Origin of the sequence: Leucobacter tenebrionis (assembly GCF_019884725.1) — a bacterium.
Classification (GTDB): domain Bacteria; phylum Actinomycetota; class Actinomycetes; order Actinomycetales; family Microbacteriaceae; genus Leucobacter; species Leucobacter tenebrionis.
This window is the reverse complement of the sequence record NZ_CP082322.1, coordinates 2,936,009-2,954,607: the sequence shown is the minus strand read 5'-3', so window position 1 is coordinate 2,954,607 and position 18,599 is coordinate 2,936,009. Positions and strand designations below refer to the sequence as shown.

The following is an 18,599-nucleotide window of genomic DNA, read 5'->3' as shown; positions in this document are numbered from 1 at the left end:
TTCATGGCGAGAGGGTCGCGACCACGCTCTTCGCGAGCAGCTCGTCCTCGGTCTCACCGCGCACGATGATGCGCGATGCTCCCTCGCGCACCGCCACCACCGGGGGTCGCGGCACGTAGTTGTAGTTGCTCGCGAGCGACCAGCAGTAGGCTCCCGTGGCCGCCACGGCAAGCGTGTCTCCCGGCCGCACATCGCCGGGCAGCACGTCGCGCTGCACCACGATGTCGCCCGATTCGCAGTGCTTGCCGACCACGCGCACGAGCGCCGGTTCGGCGTCGCTCGACCGATTCGCCAGGCGCACCTGGTAGTCGGCGCCGTAGAGGGCGGGGCGGGCGTTGTCGCTCATGCCGCCGTCGACGCTCACGTAGAGGCGCGAGGAGTAGCCGAGGTCCGCGGGATCGGCAGCCGCGTCCGAACCGGCGAGCGCCACCTCCTTGGTCGTGCCGACGGTGTAGAGCGTCACCCCCGACTGACCGATGATCGAGCGCCCCGGCTCGAACGCGAGCTTCGGCACCGCGACGCCGAACTCCCGGGCGCTCTCGGCGACGATGTCGGCCAGCTCCCGCGCGATATCGGCGATCCTCGGCGCCTCATCGGCCTGCTCGCTCGTGTAGGCGATGCCGAAGCCGCCGCCGAGGTTCAGCTCGGGGATCGGGGCACCGACGAGCCGCTCGAGCTCGGGATAGACGCCGAGCAGCCGCCGAGCCGACTCGCGGAAGCCGTCGGTCGCGAAGATCTGGGAGCCGATGTGGCAGTGCAGGCCGACGAATTCGAGGCTCTCGTGAGCGAGGATCGCCTCCACCAGGCGAGGCGCCTCGCCGAGCGGCTGGCCGAACTTCTGATCCTCGTGCGAGGTCGCGAGGAAGTCGTGAGTGGAGGCGTGCACTCCGCTGTTGACCCGCAGACGCACCCGCTGTCGCCGACCGGCCGCGCTCGCGGCCGCGGCGATCCGCTCCGTCTCGATCTCGCTGTCGATGATGATCGTGCCGACGCCTGCTTCGACGGCGCGCGCGATCTCGCGCTCGGACTTGTTATTGCCGTGGAAGCCGATCCGCGAGGGATCGACGCCCGCTGCGAGCGCGACGGCGAGCTCGCCCCCGCTCGCGACATCGACCGCGAGGCCCTCCTCGTCCATCCAGCGGGCCACCTCGACGCAGAGGAAGGCCTTCCCTGCGTAGTAAACGGTGGCCTCCGTGCCGACGCGCGCGGCCTCGCGCTGCAGCGCCTCGCGCACCTCACGAGCGCGATCCCGAGCCGCTTGCTCATCGACCACGTACAGCGGCGAGCCGTGCTTCGCAGTGAGCTCGGTGGCGGGGATCCCGGCGAGCTTCAATTCACCGCACCGGCTCCCGCGGCGTGCCGACGGGGGGAACACCCGAGCGTCGACGGCGTTGAGGTCGCTGCCTGGTGCGGCTGTGGTCATGCTTCACTCCTCAGGGATTCTTGCGGATCCGTCGACGCTCGATCAGCCTGACGGCAACCGGCGAGCGGACCCGGATTGGCCCCTGAAGCCTGCGAACGGAGGAACACCTCGGAACGGACCGCTCCAGTTTAGCGGGACGACAGTGCCGATGCTGTATGCGACCGGGATCGACGCGGCGGCGGACCGCCCGCTACTCGCAGCTGCCGGGCTGCTGCTCGGCGGGGTCGGAGAGGATGCGCGGAGAGAGATCCGCGGTGATGGATGCGGATCCCGTGCTCGACAGCGAGATCCCCGTGAGTTCCACGCCCGCGGGCAGATTGCCCCGCACGCAGACCGTCTGCGTCTCGAGCAGCGGGCGCAAGATGCCGCCGCCGACATCCGCGAGCTGATCGGCGTTCAGGTCGAACCCCGCAGCCGCGGCACCGCGCGGCTCCACCTCGACCTCGCCGTCCTCGGTGACCCTGAGACCGAGAGACGCGGTGATCGGCACCTGCTGACCGAACAGTTCGAGCGTGCGGCCGACGACGAGCGAGCCGTCGCGCACCTCTCCCGTCTGCGCGACGCCCTGCGTGAGCAGGCTCACCACCGATCCGAGCTGCTCCTTGTCGACCCTCAGCTCCGCGGTACCGTCCCGGATCTCACCCTGGGTCGGATCGAACGGCACGAAGCTCGCCCGCACCGTCCCGTCGGCGGAGACGCCCTCGAGCAGAGGCGCGTCGGGAACCGTGACGGTCACCCCGCCGATCCCTCCGCGCAAGGCGTTCAGCAGCGAAGAGCCCGACAGGGACACCTCGACCGGGTGATCCGGCGTGAGACCGAGCCCCTCGCGCACCGAGTCCGCGACGATCCCGGGCGAGATCGCGCGCAGCACCAGCTCCACCGCACCGCCCAGCACCGCGATCGCGAGGATCGCGCTGAGGATCCGGAGCCACCACCGGGGCTTGCGTTCGGCCTTCACGTCGATCGCGCGCCTACAGTCGCTCGGGAGCGGAGACGCCGAGCAGATCGAGGCCGTTGCGCAGCACCTGGCCGGCCGCGTCGTTCAGCCACAGCCGGGTGCGGTGCAGATCCTCGACGGGCTCCTCGCCCATCGGGATCACGCGGCAGTTGTCGTACCAGCGGTGGTACGCGGCGGCGAGCTCCTCGAGGAAGCGCGCCACGCGATGCGGCTCGCGCAGCTCGGCGGCGCCGGCCACGATGCCCGGGTACTGCTGCAGCTTGCCGAGCAGGTCGGTCTCGGTCTGGTGCGTGAGCAGCTCGGGTGCGAAGGCGCTGCGATCCACACCGGCCGCGGCCGCGTTGCGGTCGACCGCGCAGGTGCGGGCGTGCGCGTACTGCACGTAGAAGACCGGGTTGTCGTTGGTGCGGCTGCGCAGCTTCTCGCCGTCGAGGGAGAGCGGCGAGTCGGCGGGATAGCGCGCGAGCCAGTAGCGCAGCGCGTCGCTGCCCAGCCACTCGAGCAGATCGTCGAGCTCGATGATGTTGCCCGCCCGCTTCGAGAGGCGCGCGCCGTTGAGGTTGACGAGCTGACCGATGAGCACGGTGACGTCGGTCTCGATGTTGTCGCCCGCGGCGCCGGCGATCGCGGTGAGGCGCCCGATGTAGCCGTGGTGGTCGGCACCCAGCAGGTAGATCTTCTCGCCGAAGCCGCGGTCCATCTTCGAGAGGTAGTAGGCGGCGTCGGCGGCGAAGTAGGTGTAGACCCCGTTGCCGCGGGTGAACACGCGATCCTTGTCGTCGCCGAATGCGGTCGTGCGCACCCACACCGCGTCGTCCTCGTCGTAGACGTGGCCCTGCTCGCGCAGCCGGTCGATCGCGGCTTCGATGGGGCTCGGTTCGCCGTTCTCGCCCTGTGCGTGCAGCGTGCGCTCCGAGAAGAACACGTCGAAATGCACGTTGAAGCGCTCGAGCGAATCCTTGATCTCGGCGAGCTGCAACTGGTAGGCGAGCTCCTGGGCCTGCTCGAGAGCGGCCTCACGGTCGCTCTCGGCGAGTTCGGCGAGATTCGGGATCCGCTCGCGCACCTGCGCGCCGAGCGACTGGATGTACTCGCCGGGGTATGCGTCTTCCGGGGCCTCCTCGCCGAGGGCGGCCGCCAGCACGGAGCGACCGAACTTGTTCATCTGCGCGCCCGCGTCGTTGATGTAGTACTCGCTCGTCACATCCGCGCCCGCGGCACGCAGCACCCGCGCCGTCGAGTCGCCGAGAGCCGCCCAGCGGGTGTGCCCCATGTGCAGCGGGCCGGTGGGGTTGGCGCTCACGAACTCGAGGTTGATCCGCTGCCCCGCGAGCACATCGCTGCGACCGTAGGCCTCGCCCTGCTCGACCACGCGGCGAGCGGTCTCACCCGCGCTCGCGGCGTCGAGGGTGATGTTGATGAAGCCGGGGCCGGCGACCTCCGCCTTCGCCACACCCTCGATCGCCGCAGCGCGCTCGACGATCTCCTCGGCGAGTTCACGAGGGTTCGTGCCGATCCGCTTCGCGAACTTCATCGCGGCGTTCGAGGCCCAATCGCCGTGATCCCGGTTCTTCGGGCGCTCCACCTGCGTGTCCTGCTCGGTGACCTCGATATCGGCACCGCGAGCGGCGACGATGTCGGTCAGGATGCGGGCGAGGGCGAGGGCGAGTTCTTGTGGCGTCACAAACGACCAGTCTACTCCGCCCGCCTGCGGGGGCGAATTCGCTGAGAAATGCGGAGGGCCCGGCCAGAAACTCGTTCTGACCGGGCCTTCTCGGTTGCTTTCGTGCCCCCGGAGGGATTCGAACCCCCGACCTACGGTACCGGAAACCGGCGCTCTATCCCCTGAGCTACGGAGGCGAGCACTGGCAACGCCGACTAGCCTAGCGCACTTCCGGGGGTGCGCCGTGCCACCCCGGCGTCTCCTTCAACGAGGTCTCCTTCGGCGGGGTCTTCTTCAACGAGGTCTCCTTCGGCCGTCGAATCTTGGCTCGCCCTGCGCCTACCTCCCGGCCGGTCGGCCTTCTGCTCTCAGCTTCTCCCCTCCGGGAGAGGGGCAGCGAGGACCTCCGTCCCGCGGTCGAGATGACGCTTGTCGCCCCGAGAACGCCGACCTAGGGGCCGTAAGCGTCATCTCGGTCGTGGACGAAGGACGCCGCGAGCAGCCGGCACGCATCTTCACCCGGCACAATGGAATCTGCGATCCGGATCGATCGCGAGAACGTCGATCGAAACCCCGAAGGAGAACCACCATGTGCCAGCGAGTGACCTGCCAGAGCTGCAACAAGCCGACCTGGGTGGGCTGCGGCGAGCACGTCGAGGAGGCCCTGGCCGGGGTGCCCCAGGCCGAGCGTTGCCGCTGCAGCGACTGATCGCGGCGCCCGGCGTCCTCCGCGGCGCTGGCTGATTGAGGCGCCCGCGCTGCACCTCTGACAGCACCGATCGACGTTGGAGCACCCCGATTCCGAAACTCGGGGTGCTCCAACGTCGATCGGTGCCGTTGCATGCGGGGGTTGACGACGGCGCACTCGGTCGGGGACGCGACGCTCGCCGACTACCGATCGTCGAGCGCCTCGCCCCGGCGATCCACGAGGCCCCAGGTCGCCCCGGCCGCGACCACGAAGAACACCGCGAACACCGCGAAGGTGAGACCCGCTCCGCCCGCAGCCAGCATGAGCGGCACCAGCAGCGGAGCGACGATCGAGGCGATGCGCCCCACACCCGCGGCCCACCCCGCCCCCGTACCCCGTAGCGAGGTCGGGTAGATCTCGGGGGTGACCGCGTAGAGCGCACCCCAGGCGCCGAGGTTGAAGAAGGAGAGCGCCATGCCCGAGGCGATGGTCGCACCCTCGGCGTGGACCGTGCCGAAGATCACGGCCGAGACCGCTGACCCCATGAGGAAGAGCGACAGCGTCAGCCGCCGGCCCCACACCTCGATGAGCCACGCCGCGACCGCGTAACCGGGGAGCTGCGCGAGCGTGATGATCAGCGTGAATCCGAACGAGCGCACGAGGTCGAAGCCCGCGTCGACGAGGATGCTCGGGATCCAGATGAATGCGCCGTAGTAGGCGAAGTTCACGCAGAACCACACCAGCCAGATCGAGGCCGTGCGCAGTCGGAACTCCGCCGACCAGAGTCCGCCGAGCCTGGAGCGGGCGCCGAGCCGGTGGGCCGGTTCGCGCGCTTCGACAGGGTCGACATGCGAACCGGGCTCGGCATGCGAACCGGGTTCGACAGCCTGACCGGCCCTGACCGCGGACGACTCGAACTCGCCCACGATCCGCTCGGCTTCGGCGGTGCGCCCGCGCCCGGCCAGCCACCGAGGGGACTCGGGCAGGCCCCAGCGCACGATGAGCGCATACACGGCGGGGATCGCCCCGAGCGCGAAGGCCCAGCGCCACCCGTTCTCCGAGGCGGGCACCACGAAGTAGCCGATCAGCGCCGCAGCGGTCCACCCCACCGCCCAGAAGGCCTCGAGGATCACGATGAGCCGGCCGCGGATGCGCGCCGGCGCGAACTCGCTCACGTATGTCGAGGCCACGGGCAGCTCGGCGCCGAGCCCCAGCCCGACGAAGAATCGCAGTACGAGCAGCAGAGCGATACCGCCTACGAGCGCGCTCGCCCCCGTAGCCGCGCCGTAGACCAGCAGCGTGAGCGCGAACACCTGGCGCCGCCCGAACCGGTCGGCGAGCAGGCCGCCGAGGCTCGCACCGATCGCCATGCCCAGGAAGCCGATCGAGGCGATGAGGCCGCTCTCGCCCTTCGAGATGCCCCAGTGCTCGACCAGCGCCGCGATGATGAACGAGATGAGGCCGACGTCCATGGCGTCGAGGGCCCACCCGAGCCCGGACCCCGTGAGCACGCGCCCGTGCTTGCGGGTGAAGGGCAGCGCATCGAGACGCTGCGACAGGGAGGGGTGGGTTTCGCTCATGGTTCACATGTTAGAGCGGGGCTCGGACATTCATGGGAGCCGGCCCCGGACATTCATACGCGAAGGTAGTTCAAGTCCCGGATCTGACGCCCCTTCTCAGCGCCCTTCTGCTCGAAGGCGGTGAGCACGCGGCCGTCGAAGCGATCCGCCCACTCCCCCTCGAAGCCGCGCTCGAAACCGTCGGCGGCATCGAGCACCTCGCGCATCTGCTCGGCGTAGTCCTCCCAGTCGGTCGCGAGCCGCAGCACGCCCCCGGGCTTCAGCGCGCGGTGCGCGATGCGCGCGAAGTCGGCACTCACGAGTCGCCGCTTCTTGTGGCGCTCCTTCTTCCAGGGATCGGGGAAGAACACCCAGATCTCGTCGACCGAACCCGCCGGCAGATACTTCTCGAGCAGCTCGGGCGCGTTGACCTCGGCGAGGCGGAGGTTGTCGAGCTTCGCGAGCTCGGCGCGGATCATGGTGCGGGCGAGCCCGGCGCGGAACACCTCGATGGCGAGGAAGTCGGTATCGCGACGATGCTCGGCGGCGTGCAGGATCGCGTGGCCCTGTCCGGAGCCGACCTCGACCACGAGCGGCGCCTTCCTGCCGAAGATCTGCTCGGGATCGCCCGTCGCCCCGTCGGCCACGCTCGTCGCGGCGGGGCCGTGCGCGATGTCGAGCACGTACTTCTCGCGATGCTCCTCCCACGCCCGCGTCTGCGAGGGCGTCATGCGCCCGCTGCGGCGCACGAAAGATACCGGCTTGTCGCGGAACGTGGTGGGGTCGAAATTCTTGTGAGGCAGGGGCTGCTGGTCGGTCACCCGTCTACGGTAGCCCACGGTCGGCGATCCCGAACTCTCCCCGCGTCCGCATCGCGAGAACGACTGACCGCGAGCAGCCCTGCGGCGGTACCATGGGTAGAACACTTCGAAGCGGAGGGAACGACCCATGTCCAGACGACTTCTCCTGGTGAACGGCCCGAACCTCAACCTGCTCGGCACGCGCGAACCCGAGATCTACGGCGAGGAGACCCTCGAAGACGTCGAGGCGCTCGTCTCGCGCATCGCGTCCGACTTCGGCTTCGGGGTGCGCGCCGTGCAGAGCAACCACGAGGGCGAGCTCATCGACGCCATCCACGCGGCCCGCGAGGACTGCGCCGCGATCATCATCAACCCCGGAGCCTTCACCCACACCTCGATCGCGCTGCGCGACGCGCTGACGGGGGTCGCGCTTCCCGTCGCAGAGGTGCACATCTCGAACGTGCACGCGCGCGAGGAGTTCCGCAGCCACTCCTACATCTCGGGCATCGCGCAGTGCGTGATCGTGGGCTGCGGGGTGCAGGGCTACGAGTTCGCGGTACGCCGTCTGGCGGCGCTGACGGCGGGCTGATCCGGGCGTCGCCCGCGCGCGGGTGATGGCTGAGGATCGAGGCAGCCTATTCCTATCGAGCCAGGCCGAAAGTTGCGTGAATCATAGGCCGGCTCGTCAAGAATGGGCTGTCTCACTCGAGCGCGCAGCGGGATCGCGCCCGGAATCCGCTACGGCGCCGTCAAGAACACGTCGAACAGCTGCGGATTGTGGGCGTGGACCAGCACCGCGAACACGACCGCGTCGAACAGCAGGTGCACGGTCACGACGTAGGCGAGCGAGTGCGTGCGCAGGAAGATGTACCCCTGCACGAGCGCGAACGGGATCGTGAGCAGCGGCCCCCAGGCGCGGTAGCCGAGCTCCCAGAGGAACGACACGAAGACCACCGCCTGCAGCAGGTTCGCGGCCCACGCGGGGAAGTGCCGTAGCAGCACGGCGAACACGGTGCAGATGAAGAAGAGCTCGTCCCAGATGCCGACCGCTCCGACGCCGACGAAGAGCCGGGCGATGAGGTCGGCGTCGTCGACGTCGGGCCAATTGAGGTATACCCCCGAGCTGATGAAGTACCAGGGCAGGATCAGCCAGCCCAGCACGAGCACCGCCGCGAGCCACGTCCAGTGCAGCAGGCCCCATCGCTTGCCCGCGCCACCTCTCGCTTCGCTCCGTAGGCTGCCGCCGTGTGCGGCACCGCGGGCGCAGTCGACGCTCCGCGTCTCCTCGGCGCGCCCGCGCCATGGGAACCCGGTCGCGCGATCCCGGTACACCCACCTTGAGACGACGTACGGCACCGCGACGGCACCGCCGAGGGCGAGCGTGAACTTCACCATCGACCAGTCGTCGAGCTCGGCTGCGAGCGGGATGCTGCGCACGATCGCGAGCCCGATCGCGATGAGCGAGAGGTCGCGCAGCAGGCTGGGCGGGCGCGGCGCGGATCGGGATCCTGATCCGGATCCCGATCCCAATCCCGACGCGGCGCCCGCGGCGGGCCCCGCCCACGACCCCGATCCCGCAGCCGATCCTCGCTCAGCGCCCGCGACCGCCGCACCCCGCGACCCCGCCCACGCGACAAGCAGCCCTCCGGCCAGCAGGGCGAAGCCGAGCAGCGGCAGTTCGAGCACGAAGAACGCCGGGGCCGCGAGCACAACGAGGAGCGCGGCGGCCAGGCTCAGCGGCTCGATCGCCCGCGGGCGTGCCGGCTGCGGGCGTGGCGGCTGCGCCGATCCTCCCCCTGCGTTCACCCTCCCAGCGTAACGGCGCTCCGCCCAGGGGTCGTGTCGCGGTCACGTCGCCGGCTCGCCCGAGACCCGGGCACCCTGCTCGAGATACGGATCTCGCAGCTCCTTCCGCGTCCATGGGTGCGAAATTCGTATCTCGAGGAGGATCGGGGCCGGATCCTGCGCTCGCTTCGACAAGCTCAGGGTACGATCGATCCACCTCTCGAGAGGCCGCGCCGAAAGGTCGAAAAGGGCTCTGATCCACGTGGATCGGAGCCCTTTTCGACCTTTCGAGGGGATGGCCCCGCCGCGCCGCAACCCGCCGCGCCGCCGTAGCACGCAGGCCCCGCAGCGCCGCAGCAGCCTGCCCCGGGCCGCCGTAGCAGGCAGCCCGCAGCCCGCCGCTCAGCCGACGGGGGCGAGCGCCTTCGCGCGCCTCCGCTCCACGATCTTGCCGCGCACGGCGAACGCGATCACGAGCAGCAGCAGGGAATAGAGGGTGAGCGGGATCGGCCCCTGCACGAGCACCGAGAAGTCGCCGTTCGCGCTCATGGCGGCGTCCCGCAGGCTCGTCTCGGCGAGCGGGCCGAGCACCATGCCGATGATGAGCGGCGCGAGCGGGAAGTCGACGGCGCGCATCACGAAGCCGACGAGTCCGACGACGAGCAGCAGCATGAGGTCGAAGGTCTTGCCCGACGTGGCGTAGATGCCGAGGGCGCAGACCATCGTGATGCCCGCGTACAGGTACGGCCGCGGGATCAGCAGCAGCTTCGCCCACACCATCGCGAACGGCAGGTTGAGGATCAGCAGCACGATCATCGCGATGAAGAAGCTGGCGAGCAGCGCCCACACGAGTTCGGAGGATCGCTCGAAGAGCAGCGGCCCCGGCTGCAGCCCGTACTGGCGGAAGGCCGCGAGCATGATGGCGGCGGTCGCCGAGATCGGCAGGCCGAGGGCGAGCAGCGCGCCCATCGCCATGCCCGTCGTCGAGTTGCCCGCGGCCTCGGGGGCTGCGAGACCGCGGATCGCGCCCTTGCCGAACTGCGGGTTCTTGCGGCGCGCGTCGAGCTTCTTCTCGAGGCCGAAGGCCAGGAAGGTCGGGATCTCCGATCCGCCGGCGGGCACGACGCCGAAGGGCATGCCGATCGCCGTACCGCGCAGCCAGGCCGGCAGCGCTTCGCGGAACTCGCGGCCCGACAGCCACGGGCGGCCCTTGGGCCTGATGAGCTTGCCGCCGCCGATGTGCCGTTCGAGGCAGGCGACGTAGATGACCTCGCCGAGAGCCAGCACCGCCACCGTCACCGTGACGAGGGAGACGCCGTCGAAGAGGTTGGGCGAGTCCATCGTGAAGCGCGGCGCACCCGAGATGCCGTCGACGCCGATCACCGCGATCCCGAGCCCGATGAAGAGCGACGAGAGGCCCTTCACGGGGTTGTCGGTGACCACCGAGGAGGTCGCGACGAAGGCGAAGAGCGCGAGCGCGAAGAACTCGGCGGGGCCGAACTGCGTCGAGAAGTCGGCGAGCGCGGGCGCCATGAAGACGACCGCGATCGACGCGAGAAAGCCTCCGACGAACGCGCCGATCGCCGCGGTGGCGAGCGCTTGGGCGGCTCTGCCGTTGAGCGCCATCTTGTGCCCCTCGAACGTCGAGGCGATCGCCGAGGCCTGCCCGGGCATGTTCATGAGGATGCTCATCGTCGAGTCTCCGAAGAGCCCGCCGAAGTACACGCCGGAGAACATGATGAAGGCCGCCGTGGGCTCGAGTGCGAAGGTCATGGGCAGCAGCAGCGCGACCGCCATCGACGATCCGAGGCCGGGCATGACGCCGACCGCGGTGCCGAGCAGACAGCCGATCACCACCCAGAGCAGGTTCTGCCAGGTGAGGGCTCCCGCGAAGCCCTCTGCCAGGAGTTGCAGCGTATCCATGTCAGAACCCCCAACCGAGGATGCCGGACGGCAGCGTGAGGCCGAGCAGCATGTCGAACGCGATGTAGGCGAGCGAGCTCGCGGTCAGACCGACGACGAGGTTGAAGATCGGTCGTTCGGATCCGAAGGCGCGTGCCACGCACCAGAACAGCAGCGCGGCCGCGACGATCCACCCCAGGACGGGCAGCAGCAGCGCGAATCCGATGAACGAGCCGACGATCCACGCCATGGAGCGCCAGTCGATGCCGACTCGTTTCGCGGCCTCCGCTTCGAGCGCGGCGACCTCCTCGTCGGTGAGCAGCTCGATCTCCGCGGCCGATCGCTCGGCCGCCGCTGCAGCCTCGGCGCGATCCCTCACCGCCCGCACGACCAGCAGTACCGCGAACAGGTAGAGCCCGGCGGCGATGATCGACGGGAAGAACTGGGGCCCGGGGAACACGACGCCCTCGGGCACGCGCATCGTGAGGATGCCGATGAGCAAATAGGTGGCGAAGGCGACGAGGATCGCGGGCATGACGAGCTGCTTGAGCAGCGCGGCGCCGGGGTTCTCCCTCCCGATCTCGAGCTCTTCGCCCATGACCGCCGAGACGGCGGTGGGATTGTTCGAGTGCGTCATTGCCCCATCTCCCTGTACAGCTGCGCGATGCGTTCGTGCTCCTCCCCGAGGAACTCTTCGAGTTCGTCGCCGGTGAGCACTTTCTCGGTCCAGTGGTAGCGCTCCATCGCGTCGTCCCACTCGGGGGTCTCGACGGTCTCGAGCACCAGGTCGACGAGGGCCTCGCGGTCGTCGTCGCTCAAGCCCGCCGGCGCGGAGAGCGAGCGCCAGTTGGTGAGGGTGATGTCGTACCCCTGCTCGCGGGCGGTCGGGATGTCGATGCCGTCGACCCGCTCGGGGGCGACCAGCGCGAGCGCTCGGAGCCGGCCCGACTCGATCTGATCGATGTTGTCGGGGTAACCGCCGGCTGCTGCCGCGACGGTGCCGTTGAGCATGGCCTGGATCGCCTCGCCGCCGCCGTCGGACGGGATGTAGGTGAGGTCGACCGGATCGATGCCCGCGGCGAGCGCGAGATCGGTGATCACGAGCTGGTCGAAGGATCCGCCGCCCGACCAGGGCAGGGCTTTCGGATCGGCGCGCCACGCCTCGACCAGGTCGTCGAGCGTCTGGTAGGGCGAGTCGGCCGGCACGACGATGACGTCGTACTCCTCGACGATGGTCGCGAGCGCCGTGACGTCGTCGAGCGTGGCTGCCGAATCGAACTGGATGGTCGCCGCGAGGAGGCCGGTGCCGCCCACGAGGATGTTGTTGGGCTGCCCCGAGAGCACCGACAGGTTTCCGAGCGCGATGGTGCCGCCGGCTCCGGGCATGTTGACCACCTGCACGTTGTTCACGATGCCGTTCGCCTTCATGGCCTGCTGCATCTCGCGGGCCACGCCGTCCCATCCGCCACCGGCGGCCGCGGGTGCGATGACGGTCATCGAATTGCGGATGTCGGATCCGAGCGCCGCCGAGCTGATCGACCCGTACGAGGCGAAGCCGACGGCGGCCACCGCGATGGCCCCGCCGATCACGCGCCCGATGATTCTGCCCGTGCGCTTCCCCGTCCGCTGTTCCGGGGGCGGTGCCTGAGCAGGCTCCGCTGATGCTGCCGTCATTGATTTCACTCCTCTGTGCAGACTCCGTTGTCATCTGACGTAGTCACTAGAATGTACAGACGGTCCGGCCGGTTCACCCCGGTGCCGGGCCTTTGTGCTCATTGATGCTCACGATCCGGACTCCGAGGGGGTGGCCTGGTGGCGACACGGGTGAGGCCCGTCGCGATGCGTCTCGCGATCCTGCTGCTGCCGAGCCTCATCGTGCTCGCTTCGGTGGGCGTCACCACGGCCATCGCCGTGTCGGTGCAGGAGCGCAGCCTGCGCACCGCGACGGGCGAGCGCGTGAGGGAGGTGGCGATCACGCTCGCGGAGCTGAGCCAGGTGCGGGAGGCGCTGAGGATCGCGGCGGCCGATGCCGAGGGCGGCCGTGAGCGCGCCACGGCGGAGCTGCAGCCGCTGGCCGATGTGGTGGAGCACGCCTCGGGCGTCGACTACGTCGTCATCACCGACGCATCGGGGATCCGGATCACCCACCCCACCCCCGCCGAGCGCGGAAAGCCCGTGTCGACGGACTCGTCCAGGGTGCTCGCGGGCGAGGAGTTCCTCGGAACCGAGACCGGAACCCTCGGAACGACGCTGCGCGCGAAGGTGCCGGTGCGCGAGGGCGGAGACGGGAGCCGGGTGATCGGCACCCTCTCGGTGGGCATCCTCGAGTCGCACATCTCGGCCGAGCACGACGAGTCCCTGGGACAGCTGCTGCCGTGGGCGCTCGGCGCGCTGGTGCTGGGGACTCTGGCGAGCTCGCTGCTCGCGGCGGGCCTGGAACGACGTTTCCGCCGTCTCGCCGACGCCGCCCGCGAGCACGAGCGGGTGCGGCGCACGGCGGCGGCGCTCCGCGAGCAGACCCACGAGTTCCACACGCGGCTGCACGTGATCCACGGCCTCGTCTCGCACGGCGACGTGCAGGAGGCGCTCGACTACATCGATGACGCGGCCCCCGTGCTCACCGAGGGCGGTGGCGACGGAGTGCTGCCCGGGCAGCCGCTGCTGCGCGCGACCGTCGAGGCGCTGCGGGCCGAACTCGGGGCGCTCGGGGCGCGGATCGAGACGCGGATCGAGGTCTCCGACGAGATCGATCGCGATGCGGTGCTCGTGATCGCGAATCTCTGCCGCAATGCCGGCGAGGCGGGCGCCTCACGCGTGCGCTGCTCGCTCGTGCAGCGCTCCCGGCGCCTGTTCGGCGTGGTGGAGGACGACGGTCCGGGCGTGGACCCCCGGGCCGCGGAGCGGATCTTCACCCGCGGGTACTCCTCGAAGCCCGACCCTTCGGGGGTCGGCCGGGGGCTCGGGCTGGACCTCGTGCGGCGAACGGTCGCCTCGCGGGGCGGATCGGTCGAGCTCGGCAGGTCGGAGTGGGGCGGCGCCCGCTTCTCGTTCGAGATGGACATGATCGAGGGCGGAGGGCACGACGATGGCCGATAAGCCGATCCGCGTGCTCGTCGTCGACGACGACCCGGGCGCACGCTCCCTGCACGGGCGCTTCGTCTCGGGCACGCCCGGATTCGCGCTGGCCGGCACGGTCGGGCTGGGCGAGGCCGCGATCGACCGCGGATTGCGCGGGGGCGTCGATCTGATCCTGCTCGATATGCGCCTCCCCGACATCAGCGGCATCGAGGTGCTGCACCAGCTGCGCACATTCGGATCGCGGTCCCCCGATGTACTCGTGATCAGTTCGTCCCGGGATCAGATCACCGTGCGCCAGGCGCTCGCGGCGCACGTCGTCGGGTATCTGGTGAAGCCCTTCACTCAGGAGGCCCTGCAGGAGCGGTTGCGGGTCTACCGTGCCGAACGGCGGGCGCGCGAGCACAACGAGCGGGAGCGGCCCCTCGGCCAGGGCGAGATCGACCGGCTGCTCTCGACGGGCAGGATCCGGCTGCCGGCCGCATCGGCGCGAAACTGGCGGAGAGCCGCCGGATCCGCGCCTCCCCTGCCCTCGACGACCCCGCCCAGACTGCCGAAGGGGCTCTCCGAGGTGACGCTCGCGCGCGTCGTCGACGCCCTCGACCCCGTCTCCACGATCTCGGCCGCGGAGCTCGCCGAGCGCTGCACGATCTCCCGGGCGACCGCGCGGCGCTACCTCGACTACCTCGTCTCGGAGGGCACCATCGATCTGGCGCACCGCTACGGCAAGCGCGGTCGGCCGGAGGTGCTCTACCGGCTGGCCCCGTCCCCCGCCGGCGGCGATCAGGAATGAAGAAGTGCGATGTCGGCGGCTCGCGCTAATCTTTCCCCATGACCGACGAGCACGCCGCACCGCAGCCTTCGACCCACCCCGCCGACAGCCACGATCGCATCCGCGTGCAGGGCGCCCGCGAGCACAACCTGAAGAACGTCAGCGTCGACCTGCCGAAGCGCAGGCTCACCGTCTTCACCGGTGTCTCCGGCTCCGGCAAGAGCTCGCTCGTGTTCAGCACGATCGCCGCCGAGTCCCAGCGCCTTATCAATGAGACGTACAGCGCATTCGTGCAGGGGTTCATGCCCTCGCAGTCGCGACCCGACGTCGACGTGCTCGAGGGGCTCACGACCGCGATCATCGTCGACCAGGAGCGCATGGGGGCGAACCCCCGCTCGACCGTGGGCACCGCGACCGACGTGAACGCGATGCTCCGCATCGTCTTCTCGCGGCTCGGGCAGCCGCACATCGGCTCTCCCAACGCGTTCTCCTTCAATGTGGCGTCGGTGAGCGGGGCGGGGGCCGTCACGCTCGAGAAGGGCGGCAAGAAGGTCAAGGAGCGCCGCAGCTTCGAGGTGCTGGGCGGCATGTGCGCGACCTGCGAGGGGCGGGGCACCGTGAGCGACTTCGCGCTCGACGAGCTCTACGACGCCGACAAGTCGCTGTCGGAGGGCGCGCTGAAGGTGCCCGGCTACAGCATGGACGGCTGGTGGGGGCGCCTCTTCTCCGATCTCTTCGACATGGACAAGCCGATCCGCGACTTCACCGAGCAGGAGCTCGACGATCTGCTGCGCAAGGAACCGACGAAGATCAAGGTCGAGGGGGTGAACCTCACCTACGAGGGCCTCATCCCCCGCATTCAGAAGTCGATGCTCTCGAAGGATCGCGAGGCCATGCAGCCTCATATCCGGGCGTTCGTGGATCGCGCGATCGTCTTCCGCCCCTGCCCCGAGTGCGACGGCACGCGTCTCAACGCCACGGCCCGATCCTCGAAGATCGACGGCCGGTCGATCGCCGACGTGTGCGCGATGCAGATCTCGGACCTGGCCGAGTGGGTGCGGGGCATCGACGATCCGGGCATGGCGCCGCTCATCGGCAAGCTCAGCGATACGCTCGACTCCTTCGTGCAGATCGGTCTCGGCTACCTCAGCCTCGATCGGCCGACGGGCACGCTCTCGGGCGGCGAGTCCCAGCGCACCAAGATGATCCGCCACCTCGGATCCCCCATCACCGACGCCACCTACGTGTTCGACGAGCCCTCCGTCGGCCTGCACCCCCACGACATCCAGCGCATGAACCAGCTGCTGCTCAAGCTGCGCGACAAGGGCAACACGGTGCTGGTCGTCGAGCACAAGCCCGAGATGATCGCGATCGCCGACCACGTCGTCGACCTCGGCCCCCGGGCCGGCACGAACGGCGGCGAGATCTGCTTCGAGGGCACGGTCGAGGCGCTGCGCGCCTCGGAGACCCTCACCGGCAAGCACCTCGACGACCGGGCGAAGCTCAAGGAGAGCGTGCGCTCGGCGAACGGCTCCATCGAGGTGCGCGGGGCGGATCGCCACAACCTGCAGAACGTCGACGTGGACGTGCCGCTCGGCGTGCTGTGCGCGATCACGGGCGTCGCCGGTTCGGGCAAGAGCTCGCTCATCCACGGCTACGTCTCGAACCGCGAGGGGGTCGTCGCCGTCGATCAGGGTGCGATCAAGGGTTCGCGCCGTTCCAACCCCGCCACGTACACGGGCCTGCTCGATCCCGTGCGCACCGCCTTCGCGAAGGCGAACGGCGTCAAACCCGCGCTCTTCAGCGCCAACTCCGAAGGCGCATGCCCCGAGTGCAAGGGCGCGGGCATCATCTACACCGATCTCGGCATGATGGCCACGATGGAGAGCGTCTGCCAGGTCTGCGACGGCAAGCGCTACGATTCCGAGGTGCTGCAGTACACCCTCGGCGGCAAGAACATCGCCGAGGTGCTCGACCTGTCGATGTCGGAGGCGCGCGAGTTCTTCTCGGGACGCTCCGACGCCGGGGCTGAGGCGAAGATCCCGAAGGCCGCCAAGATCCTCGACCGCCTCGTCGACGTCGGCATCGGCTACCTGAAGCTCGGGCAGCCGCTCTCGACCCTCTCGGGCGGCGAGCGGCAGCGCCTCAAGCTCGCCATCCACATGATCGACGACGCCGACGTCTACGTGCTCGACGAGCCCACCACCGGCCTGCATCTCGCGGACGTCGAGCAGCTGCTCGAACTGCTCGACCGCCTCGTCGACGCGGGCAAGAGCGTGATCGTGATCGAGCATCACCAGGCCGTCATGGCGCACGCCGACTGGATCATCGACATCGGACCCGGCGCCGGCCAGCAGGGCGGCACGATCGTGTTCGAGGGTTCGCCGCGCGAGCTGGTCGAGGCGAGGTCGACGCTCACGGGCGAGCACCTGGCCGAGTACGTGGCGGGCTGACCGAACCGCTGTTTTTCGTTCAGGCGACGACCGGTTGACACGACTCGATCAGGGCGGCATAGAATCAGCGCATGAGCGAGATCACCGTTTCATTGAGCGAAGACGCGCAGGCGTTCGTCGATCGCAAGGTCGCTGAAGGCGGCTACGGAACGGTCGTCGAGTACCTGCACGCCCTGCTCGAGCAGGAGCAGGCGAAGCAGCAGCTCCGTGATCTTCTTCAGGAGGGCATCGACTCCGGGGATTCCGGGATGTCGCATGACGAAGTCATGGAGCGCATGAGACAGCAGGGGAAATCGCCGAACATCCTTCGCTCGGTTCCCAACGCTACGCCCAGATCCTCAACTTCGAGCAGCTGCGCCATCGTGCAACTCCGGGATTCCCCTACCTGATGCTCTATCGTGAGCAAACGGATCGAATCGAAATCATCCGCTTGCTGCACGCACGACGGGATATCCCCTCGCTTATCGGTTGAATCATCCGGTTAACCGCGGCCCTCCCGCTCGGGCGGGTTATCGCTCGGTCGGATCCCGACGCGATGCTTTGTCTCGGTACATCTCGCCGTCGGCGTTGGCGATCGCGTGGGAGAGCTTCTCGTCGGCCCGCCACTCGACGAGGCCCCACGACCAGGGGTGCGACGAGTGCCCGTTGAGGCGTTCCATGACGCCGCGCCCGGTCTCGGCGTCGGTGTCGGGCAGCACGACCACGAACTCATCGCCGCCGAGCCGCGCGATGATGTCGCTCTCGCGCAACTGCGTCTTCCACTGCCCCGCCAGACCGCGCAGCACGTAGTCGCCCGCGCTGTGACCCCGGGTGTCGTTGATCTGCTTGAAACGATCGAGATCGATCATCGCAACGCTGATCGGGCGCTCACTCCGGCTGGCGCGCGCCCGCTCGGCGTAGGCGCGGTCGAGGAGGCCCTGCCGGTTCAGCAGGCCGGTCAGGCTGTCGACATGGGTCTCGCGCCTGAATCGTTTCCGAGCGTAGATCCCGGCTTCGAGACAGACCCAGACGAAGACCATGGTCTTGAGCAGGTTCCTCCCGCCGTAGAAGACGTCGGTTCCCGCGTGCCCCAGCACGGCGGCGGAGAGCACGGCCAGCAGCACACCGGCCTCCATGACCCGCGCCGCGAGCGGGCGCAGGAAGACGCCGAGGTAGAGCGCCAGCACCGGCAGCTGGATCAAGGACCCGATGGTGTTGGTCGGCACGCGCAGCAGGGTGAAGTCGAGCACCATCATGACGCCGTTGGCGGTGGCGACCGCGAGGGCCGGCCAAAATCCGAGCCTGTCGCCGAGCACGAGAAACACGAAGGCGGCGACGGCCGACAGGAGCATGAGCGCGACCGCTATCGGATAGCCGAGCCGCGGGCCTCCCGGCAGGAACAGATCGGAGAACAGCAGCACGGTGAACACGACGCAGAGGGTCGCGGTGGCAACCGAGTACATCGTGCTCCGCTTGCGAATCCACGCGAGCACGCCTTCAGCATCTCCCGATCTGACCACCCGCACCCCTCACACAGCTGTG

Annotated in this window: 16 protein-coding genes and 1 tRNA gene; 6 read left to right on the top strand and 11 right to left on the bottom strand. The window is 69.3% G+C overall.

Translation table 11 applies throughout. The annotated features are described in order from the left end of the window. Window position 1: 1 nt before the first annotated feature. The 6 genes from lysA to trmB form a co-directional block, all read right to left on the bottom strand. Window positions 2-1,423, bottom strand: a complete 1,422-nt coding sequence (lysA, locus tag KVY00_RS13595) for a diaminopimelate decarboxylase (protein ID WP_223043403.1) — start codon at window positions 1,421-1,423, stop codon at window positions 2-4. 190 nt (window positions 1,424-1,613) lie between these two features. After that, a complete protein-coding gene (locus tag KVY00_RS13590) occupies window positions 1,614-2,381 on the bottom strand; it encodes a hypothetical protein (RefSeq protein ID WP_223043402.1) in 768 nt (255 codons plus the stop codon). 13 nt (window positions 2,382-2,394) lie between these two features. Continuing rightward, complete coding sequence (argS, locus tag KVY00_RS13585; RefSeq protein WP_223043401.1) at window positions 2,395-4,065, bottom strand: arginine--tRNA ligase; 1,671 nt, start codon at window positions 4,063-4,065, stop codon at window positions 2,395-2,397. Between the two features lie 103 nt (window positions 4,066-4,168). Further along, window positions 4,169-4,241: transfer RNA gene (locus KVY00_RS13580), tRNA-Arg, on the bottom strand. A gap of 694 nt (window positions 4,242-4,935) precedes the next feature. Further along, window positions 4,936-6,312: an MFS transporter gene (locus tag KVY00_RS13575; RefSeq protein WP_223043400.1), complete on the bottom strand. Its 1,377-nt coding sequence runs from the start codon at window positions 6,310-6,312 to the stop codon at window positions 4,936-4,938. A gap of 53 nt (window positions 6,313-6,365) precedes the next feature. Beyond that, window positions 6,366-7,112, bottom strand: coding sequence for a tRNA (guanosine(46)-N7)-methyltransferase TrmB (gene trmB, locus KVY00_RS13570; RefSeq protein ID WP_223043399.1), 747 nt, complete (start codon window positions 7,110-7,112; stop codon window positions 6,366-6,368). 127 nt (window positions 7,113-7,239) lie between these two features. Between trmB and aroQ the strand changes: the two genes are divergently transcribed. Then, window positions 7,240-7,680 carry a type II 3-dehydroquinate dehydratase gene (gene aroQ / locus KVY00_RS13565; protein WP_223043398.1) on the top strand — a complete coding sequence of 147 codons (441 nt, stop codon included), beginning with the start codon at window positions 7,240-7,242 and terminating at the stop codon, window positions 7,678-7,680. Between the two features lie 149 nt (window positions 7,681-7,829). Here aroQ and KVY00_RS13560 read toward each other — a convergent pair whose 3' ends face one another. The 4 genes from KVY00_RS13560 to KVY00_RS13545 form a co-directional block, all read right to left on the bottom strand. Then, window positions 7,830-8,837: a CPBP family intramembrane glutamic endopeptidase gene (locus tag KVY00_RS13560; protein ID WP_223045333.1), complete on the bottom strand. Its 1,008-nt coding sequence runs from the start codon at window positions 8,835-8,837 to the stop codon at window positions 7,830-7,832. A gap of 441 nt (window positions 8,838-9,278) precedes the next feature. Continuing rightward, entirely contained in the window at window positions 9,279-10,799 is a 1,521-nt protein-coding gene (locus tag KVY00_RS13555) for a tripartite tricarboxylate transporter permease (RefSeq protein ID WP_223043397.1), read from the bottom strand. 1 nt (window position 10,800) lies between these two features. After that, entirely contained in the window at window positions 10,801-11,415 is a 615-nt protein-coding gene (locus KVY00_RS13550) for a tripartite tricarboxylate transporter TctB family protein (RefSeq protein ID WP_223043396.1), read from the bottom strand. Then, window positions 11,412-12,452 (bottom strand): tripartite tricarboxylate transporter substrate binding protein, encoded by a 1,041-nt coding sequence (locus KVY00_RS13545; protein ID WP_223043395.1) that lies wholly within the window; start codon window positions 12,450-12,452, stop codon window positions 11,412-11,414. The genes KVY00_RS13550 and KVY00_RS13545 overlap by 4 nt, the downstream gene beginning before the upstream one ends. Before the next feature lie 138 nt (window positions 12,453-12,590). Between KVY00_RS13545 and KVY00_RS13540 the strand changes: the two genes are divergently transcribed. The 5 genes from KVY00_RS13540 (at window position 12,591) to KVY00_RS15685 (ending at window position 17,550) form a co-directional block, all read left to right on the top strand. Beyond that, window positions 12,591-13,874, top strand: a complete 1,284-nt coding sequence (locus KVY00_RS13540) for an ATP-binding protein (RefSeq protein WP_255572654.1) — start codon at window positions 12,591-12,593, stop codon at window positions 13,872-13,874. Next, window positions 13,864-14,646 carry a response regulator gene (locus tag KVY00_RS13535; protein WP_223043394.1) on the top strand — a complete coding sequence of 261 codons (783 nt, stop codon included), beginning with the start codon at window positions 13,864-13,866 and terminating at the stop codon, window positions 14,644-14,646. Before KVY00_RS13540 ends, KVY00_RS13535 begins: the two co-directional genes overlap by 11 nt. 38 nt (window positions 14,647-14,684) lie before the next feature. Next, the gene (locus KVY00_RS13530; protein ID WP_223043393.1) at window positions 14,685-17,078 is read left to right on the top strand and encodes an ATP-binding cassette domain-containing protein; all 2,394 of its coding nucleotides are present in this window, start codon (window positions 14,685-14,687) and stop codon (window positions 17,076-17,078) included. A gap of 71 nt (window positions 17,079-17,149) precedes the next feature. Beyond that, on the top strand, window positions 17,150-17,467 hold the full coding sequence (locus KVY00_RS13525) for a type II toxin-antitoxin system ParD family antitoxin (protein WP_223043392.1): 318 nt from the start codon (window positions 17,150-17,152) through the stop codon (window positions 17,465-17,467). Further along, window positions 17,413-17,550, top strand: a complete 138-nt coding sequence (locus KVY00_RS15685) for a hypothetical protein (RefSeq protein ID WP_394358289.1) — start codon at window positions 17,413-17,415, stop codon at window positions 17,548-17,550. Before KVY00_RS13525 ends, KVY00_RS15685 begins: the two co-directional genes overlap by 55 nt. A 37-nt stretch (window positions 17,551-17,587) precedes the next feature. Here KVY00_RS15685 and KVY00_RS13520 read toward each other — a convergent pair whose 3' ends face one another. After that, the gene (locus KVY00_RS13520; RefSeq protein ID WP_223043391.1) at window positions 17,588-18,550 is read right to left on the bottom strand and encodes a GGDEF domain-containing protein; all 963 of its coding nucleotides are present in this window, start codon (window positions 18,548-18,550) and stop codon (window positions 17,588-17,590) included. Window positions 18,551-18,599: the final 49 nt, after the last annotated feature.